The sequence below is a fragment of the Protofrankia sp. Cr2 genome (genome assembly GCF_963555885.1).
GTDB lineage: Bacteria > Actinomycetota > Actinomycetes > Frankiales > Frankiaceae > Protofrankia.
The window spans coordinates 15279-22137 of sequence record NZ_CAUVXG010000007.1; the positions used below are offsets into that span (position 1 = coordinate 15279).

The window sequence follows — 6859 nt, forward strand, 5'->3', positions numbered from 1 at the left end:
GGTCGCTCTAAGCCGCCGGACGGTAATCGCTTGCGGACGTCGGACCGGCGACGCGAACATGAGAACAAGGGAACAAGGGAACAAGGAGAGTTCATGACTGTGGCATCTCAGCCAGAAGGCCGGCTGTTCATTGACGGGGAGTTCCGGGAGGCGCTGAGTGCGCAACGCTTCGACGTCATCAACCCGGCCGACGAGTCGGTCGTAGGTACCGCCGCGGACGCCGCAGCCGAGGATGTGGCACAGGCGGTTGCCGCCGCCCGCCGGGCCGCAGACGAGTCGAGCTGGCCGACGGACCGGAAACTGCGGCAGCACTGCCTGCGACAGTTACAAGACGGACTACGCAAGGAGGCTGAGACGGCACGGGCGCTCCAGACCGCCGAGGCCGGGATCTGTGTTGCGAGCGTGGGCACACACGTCGACGCGATGACGGACGATATGTCCTTTTTCATCGAACTTATCGGCACATTCGACTGGGAGACGAATTTTCCGCCATACGAACTGATGGGTCTGCGCAGCCTGCGGCAGGTGCGTTACGAGCCCTACGGCGTCGTCGGCGCGATCACCCCGTGGAACGCGCCGTTCATGACCGACATCTGGAAAATCAATCATGCCCTGACCACGGGCAACACCGTCGTACTCAAGACCGCACCGGACACCCCGCTCACCGGCGCGTTCATCGCCAGGATCGCCCATGAGTACACCGATCTGCCCGCGGGCGTCCTCAACGTACTCAGTTCACAGGACAAGGCGGCCGCAGGCGAAGCCCTCACCGGTGACCAGCGGGTGGACATGTACCACTTCACGGGCTCGCCGGCAGTCGGGCAGCGGATCGCCGAACGGGCGGCCTCCGGGATCCGCAAAGCCTGCCTCGAACTCGGCGGCAAGTCCGCGAACCTCATCCTCGATGATGCCGAGCTCGACTATGCCCTTCCCTACAGCGTCGGGATGTGCATGAGCAACTCGGGTCAGGGCTGCGCGCTGGCCACCCGGCTCGTCGTCCACGCCTCCCGCTACGACGAGGTACTCGAGCGGTTGGAGGCGATCGTCGGAGCGCTGCCCTGGGGCGATCCGCGGGATTCCCGCAACATCGTCGGGCCGATCATCAATGCGAACCAGCTCGACCGGATAGTGGGGTTGGTCGACCGGGCCCGCTCGGCCGGAGCACGTGTCATCGTCGGCGGCAAGCGCGCCGAGGCGGAGAAGGGCTTCTGGTACCTGCCGACCGTTGTCGCCGACGTGGACGAAAACGCCGAGATCGCACAGAACGAGGTCTTCGGTCCGGTACTCACCGTGGTGCGTTATGACGGCGACGACGACGAGGCCATCCGTGTGGCCAACAACTCCCGTTACGGCCTGTCGGCCTACGTCCAGACTGCCGACCCCGAGCGCGCGCTGCGGATCTCCGGGCGCCTGAGGGCGGGAACGGTGAACATCGGGATGAGCTTCTACCTCTCCCCCGACACGCCGTTCGGAGGTTACGGGATCAGCGGTGTCGGCCGCGAACACGGTCTCGACGGTTTCCGGGAATACCTACAAGCCAAGACAATCGCCAGCCCGGCGGTATAAAGTCAGACAGGAAGATCGTCCCGTGCCATCCCGGTCCTGCGCCATCCCGGTCCTGCGCCATCCCGGTCGGCGCCTCGACGTGCTCATGTGCGCGGTGGACGTACCGGAGGAGGACCTGTGTCGGCACGGCGACGACGGCTGAAAGCATACGACCGACGGCTGTTGGCGAACCAGCCTGCTCACGAGGAACAGCTCACCGACTACCCGGTCGGCTGGTACTTCGCGCGTTTCGGCGAAGATCTAAAAGCCGGCCAGGTGGTTCCGGTCGAGTTCATGTCCCGCCAGTTCGCACTTTTTCGAAACCGGGCCGGCGCAGTTGGCATGATCGACAGCCAGTGCTGTCACATGGGGGCCGACCTGGCTCGCTGCGGCTGGGTGAGCGGCGACCGGCTGGCCTGCGGTTACCACGCCTGGGAGTTCGAGACCGACGGCCGCTGCGCAGCTATTCCGCGGGTGCCGGCCGCCGGCATCCCACGCCGGGCCCGCCAACACGCTGTACCCGTCATCGAACGGGCGGGAAACATCTACTTCTGGTACGGCCCGGAGCCCGTCCGGGAGTTCCTCGACATCTCACACTTTGACTCCGCGCAATTCCTCAATGTCAAGGGCGAGGTGTACATCGGACGCGGTGAACCCCTGCCGATATCCGAGCACATCGTCGACTCCTACCATTTCCCGTACAGCCATCGGATCACTGCACCGGTTGAGTACGCCGTCCTGGCGAACGAGGGAGACCGCTTCGAGTTCCAGCTGCGACCCGCGGACGGGCGGCCGCAATCCAAGGTCCAACGGCTGTTCAACTCGCACGCGTTCGGTGAGATGGCCGCGCCCTGCATCGGCGTGTACCGGACGCAGCGGGATGCGACCATCAACCGGACGTCGCCCATGCTCACAGTTCTCACCGGAGGTACACCGGTACGCGAGGGCCTGTTCATCTTCACCTGGCGCATCGCCGTCCGCAAGATCGGCCCGGACCGTTACTTCGGCCTCCTCAACCGTGTTCTGGGCCGGCTCATGTTCTTTATCATCAAGTGGAACTACTACTCCGACATGGAAGTTCTCCGGTGGATGCGGGCCCCTGCCAAACCCCTTTCGGTGAAGCCGGACGGGCGGGCCATCCGCGAGTACCGGGCCTTCTACCGCCGCCACATCCTGCCCGGCTGGCGTTTCGGGGACCCGGCACCAGTGGGTGAGCCGGAGCCGGCGTCCCCGATCGACCACGACGGACGGCCCACCGCGGCCGACAGCCTCGGCGGCCGGTAAAATCACCGGCCGCCGGCATCGCCGGGGATCGATATCAGCGCAGCGATTGATATCAGCGCAGCGAAAGAAACGGTCAGCTGATGGCCTCGAAGGACTCGAGGTCGATGGCAGCGGTGACACACCGCTGGAGGTTGGCACTGATCAGAGCCGGGCCATGGTGGGTCGGCGGAGTCATCACCCAGCCCACCGCCACCCCCCAGACGACGTTCTGCCGGTAGAGCAGCCAGGCGTCATCGGCGCTGGGCGGCGTGACGCCGTGGCGGGCGAGTTCGTCGAGGTAACCGGCGATCAGATCTCGCTCAAGGGTCCGCCGATGCTCGGAGTCAAGGGCCGTCACGATCAGATAGGCGACGTCGTTGGCCCAGTTACCGGCCTTGCAGAACTGCCAGTCGAGCAGTCCGCCACCCGTCGGCAGCAGATAGGTGTTGGCGACGTGAGCGTCACCGTGCAACAGGCACCGGCGTTCCTTCTCCATGAGGACCTGAAGCTTCCACAACGCCGCCCAGAGCTCGTCGTGTGATCGCCCCAGTCCTGCGACGATCTCGGCTTTCCAGTCGATCTTCAGCTGCTTGTCGAAGATCCGCCGACCGATGGTCCGGAAGAACTCGATGTTCTCACCCGAGTCCGGTGTCTCCAGCCATGGGAAGACATCGTGAAGATCAGAGCCTGACCAGTAGGCGGCATGGACCTTGGCCAGCTCGGCGAGCAGCGCGGCAGCCTGGTCAGGGGTCAGTGACCCCAGTGCATTGGGGTATGTCGCTTCCCGCAGCGAGAGATCCTCGATGAGCACCACGAACCGCCCGGTCTCCTCGTCGAGCTCGCCGAAGAACATCCGGGGCGCCTCGACGTCGAGCCGGGGGCGGACCTGCCGGTAGAAACCGATCTCCGTGCGGTACATGGCGGGTGCGGCCCGCGGTAGACCCGACTCATCCTCACCGACCAACAGGGTCTTGAGGAACATCCGCGGTGGCAGCCCGGCGTCGCACCCCGGCGCGTACCGCAATCCGAGCGTCAGCCGATCCGCGGTTGACGCCTTCTCACCGGTAGCGGTGGCAACACCGATCCGGGTCGCCCCGATCAGATCCACGTGGTCGACGACGACCGTCGGATAGGCATCACGCAACAGGGCGGTCAGCGTCGCGGGGGTGAGGTCGTCAATCGACCTGGGTAGGCTGGCCATGCGCGATTCTGGCACAGAAACCGTTGCAGGCGACAATATTGCGTACCGGCGGCCGCACCACTGGAACGCGGGCATTCCGGTGGTCGTGTCACCCAGAGTTCGTCGACCAGTCTCGGAGGCAGGCCATCGCCGGTCCTCGACGAACCTGTCCGTGTCCAGGCATACCTCCAGCGGTCAGCCACTGATGACGTCCGAGACACTGCCGTTAGTGGTGATGTCCGGCGAGCACGGACATCGGGCGAGGAGCGAAGCAGAGGATGATCGTCAGACTGAGTGTCCACGACCCCGGCACCGGCGCGCGGTGTGACGTCGAGATGTCGGCCGATCCCGGAACCGGGGTCGGTTCCGTGCTCGACGCGCTGGCGATACCGGTCGGCGGTCGCCGTTGCTTCGTCGGCGGCCGACCGCTCGACCCAGCCGCAACCGTCGGCGACAGCCCGCTGGTGCACGGCACGACGATCAGTATCGGAGTACCGGGTCCACAACCGCGCGCTGTTGCGCCCGGTGCCCTCGGCGGTCTGCGGGTGCTCGACGGCCCCGACGCCGGCCTGGTCAGCTGGCTCGATCCGGGCCGCCACGTCATGGGACGCGATCCCCAGGCGCGGGTCGTGCTCACCTGTGACGAGGTCTCCCGCAACCATGCGGCGCTCATGGTGTCGCGGGATGGCACGGTCACCGTCGAGGACCTCGATTCCAGCAACGGCACCCTGGTCGACGACGCGTCCGTGGTCGGGCCGGTTCCCCTTGCGACCGGGGTCGTCCTCGAGGCCGGTACCGACCGCATGGAGTGGGTGCCGCTACCCGGCTCGCCGCTGCCGACGACACACAGCCAGGACGGTCGCCTCGACTTCGACCGGGCCTTCGCCCCGACACCCGCCGTCGGACGCACCGAGGTGACGCTGCCGTCGGCCCCCGCCCGCCAGGCCGCCTCCCGCGGCGCGGTCTGGATCCCCGCTCTGCTGCCGGTGATGATCGGTGGCGTCCTGTTCCTGGTGATGCGTAACCCCATCCTGCTGGTGATGTGTCTGCTCGGCCCGGCCAGCGTCCTCGGCAACCAGTTGGTGACCCGTAGACAGCGACGGGCTGACGATCAGCGCTTCACGACGGAGCAGGCGGCGGCTCTGCACACGATCACGACCGTCGTGGCCACCGAGGAGAAAATCCGCCGTGCGCAGGCACCCGACCTGCTCGACCTCACCCTTGCCGCGACCGGAGCCGACCGTCGGGTATGGCCGCGCAATACCGACTCGCCGGACGGCCTGCGGCTGCGGGTGGGCACTACGGACGAGCCCGCCTCGATCGACCTGCGCGGCGAGCGCTGGGCCGGTTTCACCGAGCCGACCCTGCGCGGTGTGCCGCTGACCGTCGACCTGCGCGCCGTGGGTGTGCTGGGCGTCACCGGTCCGGCCGGCCCCGCCGCTGACCTGGCCCGGTGGCTGCTGGTTCAGCTCGGCGTGCTCCGCAGCCCCGACGACCTGCGGATCGTCCTGATCACATCCGGAGATCGGGGCGACCTGGCGTGGGCTGCCTGGCTGCCGCACGTCGCCGCAGGTGAGGCGGGCCCGGTGCCCTGCTGGGTTGGCAACACCGAGCACACCCGGGCCAGCCGCATCGCCGAGCTCCGAGACCTGATCACCATCCGGTCCGCCGAGCGCCGGGGCGGTGGGAACGTCGGTTTCGCCGAGGACGTCGTGGTCGTGCTCGACGGTGCACTCGCGTTGCGCAACCTGTCGGGTATGAAGGCGATCCTGCGGGACGGGCCGGAGGCGGGCGTGTACGTGATCGCCGTTGACCGGCACGGGATGAACGAGTGCCGCGCCGAATGCCAGGTCGACGACAATCGTGCTGTCCGGCTCACCCACCGCCGCGGCGAGCAGGTCGCGATCGGCCGCTGCGAGGGAATCGACCCCGCCGACGCCGAGCGGCTCGCTCGGGCCGTCGCACCCCTGCGCGACCGGCTGTCACTGGGGAATGCGGAATCAGCCATCCCCTACCCGGTGCGCTTCCTCGACCTCGTCGGCGTCGGCCTACCGTCCGCGGATGACGTGCTCGCCCTGTGGGCGGACCAGCCGGGGCCGACCACCCGGGTGCTCCTCGGCGCGGACGGGGACGGGCCGGTCACCGTCGACCTCGCAGGGCAGGGACCGCACACGATGCTCGGCGGCGCCACCGGCGCGGGCAAGAGCATCCTGCTCCAGACGCTCGTCACCTCGTTGCTGCTGGCCAACACCCCCGACGAGCTGAACCTCGTCCTCGTCGACTTCAAGGGCGGCAGCGCGTTCCTCCCGTTCGAGCACTGCCCGCACGTCGTCGGGCTCATCCGCTCCACCGGCGAGACACCGGCGGACGTCTTCGACCAGGCTGCCGCCGACCGGGTCCTCGCCTCGGTACGGGCGGAGGTACGCCGCCGGGAGTCCCTGCTCGCCCGGTACGGCGGTGAGATCGACGAGTACTGGCGGGCCCGGCGCGGTGCGCCCGGGCTGCCCGCGCTCCCTCGCCTTGTAATGATCTTCGATGAGTTCGCCCGGGTACTGGAGACGTCCCCGGACTTCCTGCGGGCACTGGTCAACGTCGCGGCCAAAGGCCGGTCGCTGGGCATGCACCTGGTGCTGGCCACGCAGTCGCTGCAGGGCAAGCTCTCGGCCGAGCTGAAGAACAACATCGAACTGCGGATCACCCTCCGGCAGAACGAGCCGGCCGACAGCGTCGAGGTCCTGGGTATACCGGATGCCGCGGCCATCCCCGGTCGGCTGCGTGGCCGCGGCATGATCCTCTGCACGAAGGACGAGACGCGGACGCCGCGCCTGTTCCAGTCCGGCTACCTGGGTGATCCGCCGCCCGTCGGTGGGG

At 67.6% G+C, this 6859-nt stretch carries 4 protein-coding genes; 3 read left to right on the plus strand and 1 reads right to left on the minus strand.

The features are described 5' to 3' along the window. Positions 1 to 93: 93 nt before the first annotated feature. Together U9978_RS05735 and U9978_RS05740 are read left to right on the plus strand one after the other, a co-directional pair. The gene (locus tag U9978_RS05735) at positions 94 to 1566 is read left to right on the plus strand and encodes an aldehyde dehydrogenase family protein (protein ID WP_322759993.1); all 1473 of its coding nucleotides are present in this window, start codon (positions 94 to 96) and stop codon (positions 1564 to 1566) included. A 117-nt stretch (positions 1567 to 1683) separates the two neighbouring features. Continuing rightward, positions 1684 to 2829, plus strand: a complete 1146-nt coding sequence (locus U9978_RS05740; protein ID WP_322759994.1) for a Rieske 2Fe-2S domain-containing protein — start codon at positions 1684 to 1686, stop codon at positions 2827 to 2829. A gap of 73 nt (positions 2830 to 2902) precedes the next feature. Here the strand turns inward: U9978_RS05740 and U9978_RS05745 are convergent, their stop codons facing one another. Then, positions 2903 to 4009 carry a phosphotransferase gene (locus U9978_RS05745; protein WP_322759995.1) on the minus strand — a complete coding sequence of 369 codons (1107 nt, stop codon included), beginning with the start codon at positions 4007 to 4009 and terminating at the stop codon, positions 2903 to 2905. A 257-nt stretch (positions 4010 to 4266) separates the two neighbouring features. Here U9978_RS05745 and U9978_RS05750 point away from each other — a divergent pair. Next, the coding region (locus U9978_RS05750; protein ID WP_322759996.1) for an FtsK/SpoIIIE domain-containing protein at positions 4267 to 6859 on the plus strand (2593 nt) is incomplete at its 3' end.

Bases quoted from the DNA above. Each gene is read 5' to 3' on its own strand.
- U9978_RS05745 (WP_322759995.1), bottom strand. From the start codon at position 4,009: ATGGCCAGCCTACCCAGGTCGATTGACGACCTCACCCCCGCGACGCTG.
- U9978_RS05735 (WP_322759993.1), top strand. From the start codon at position 94: ATGACTGTGGCATCTCAGCCAGAAGGCCGGCTGTTCATTGACGGGGAG.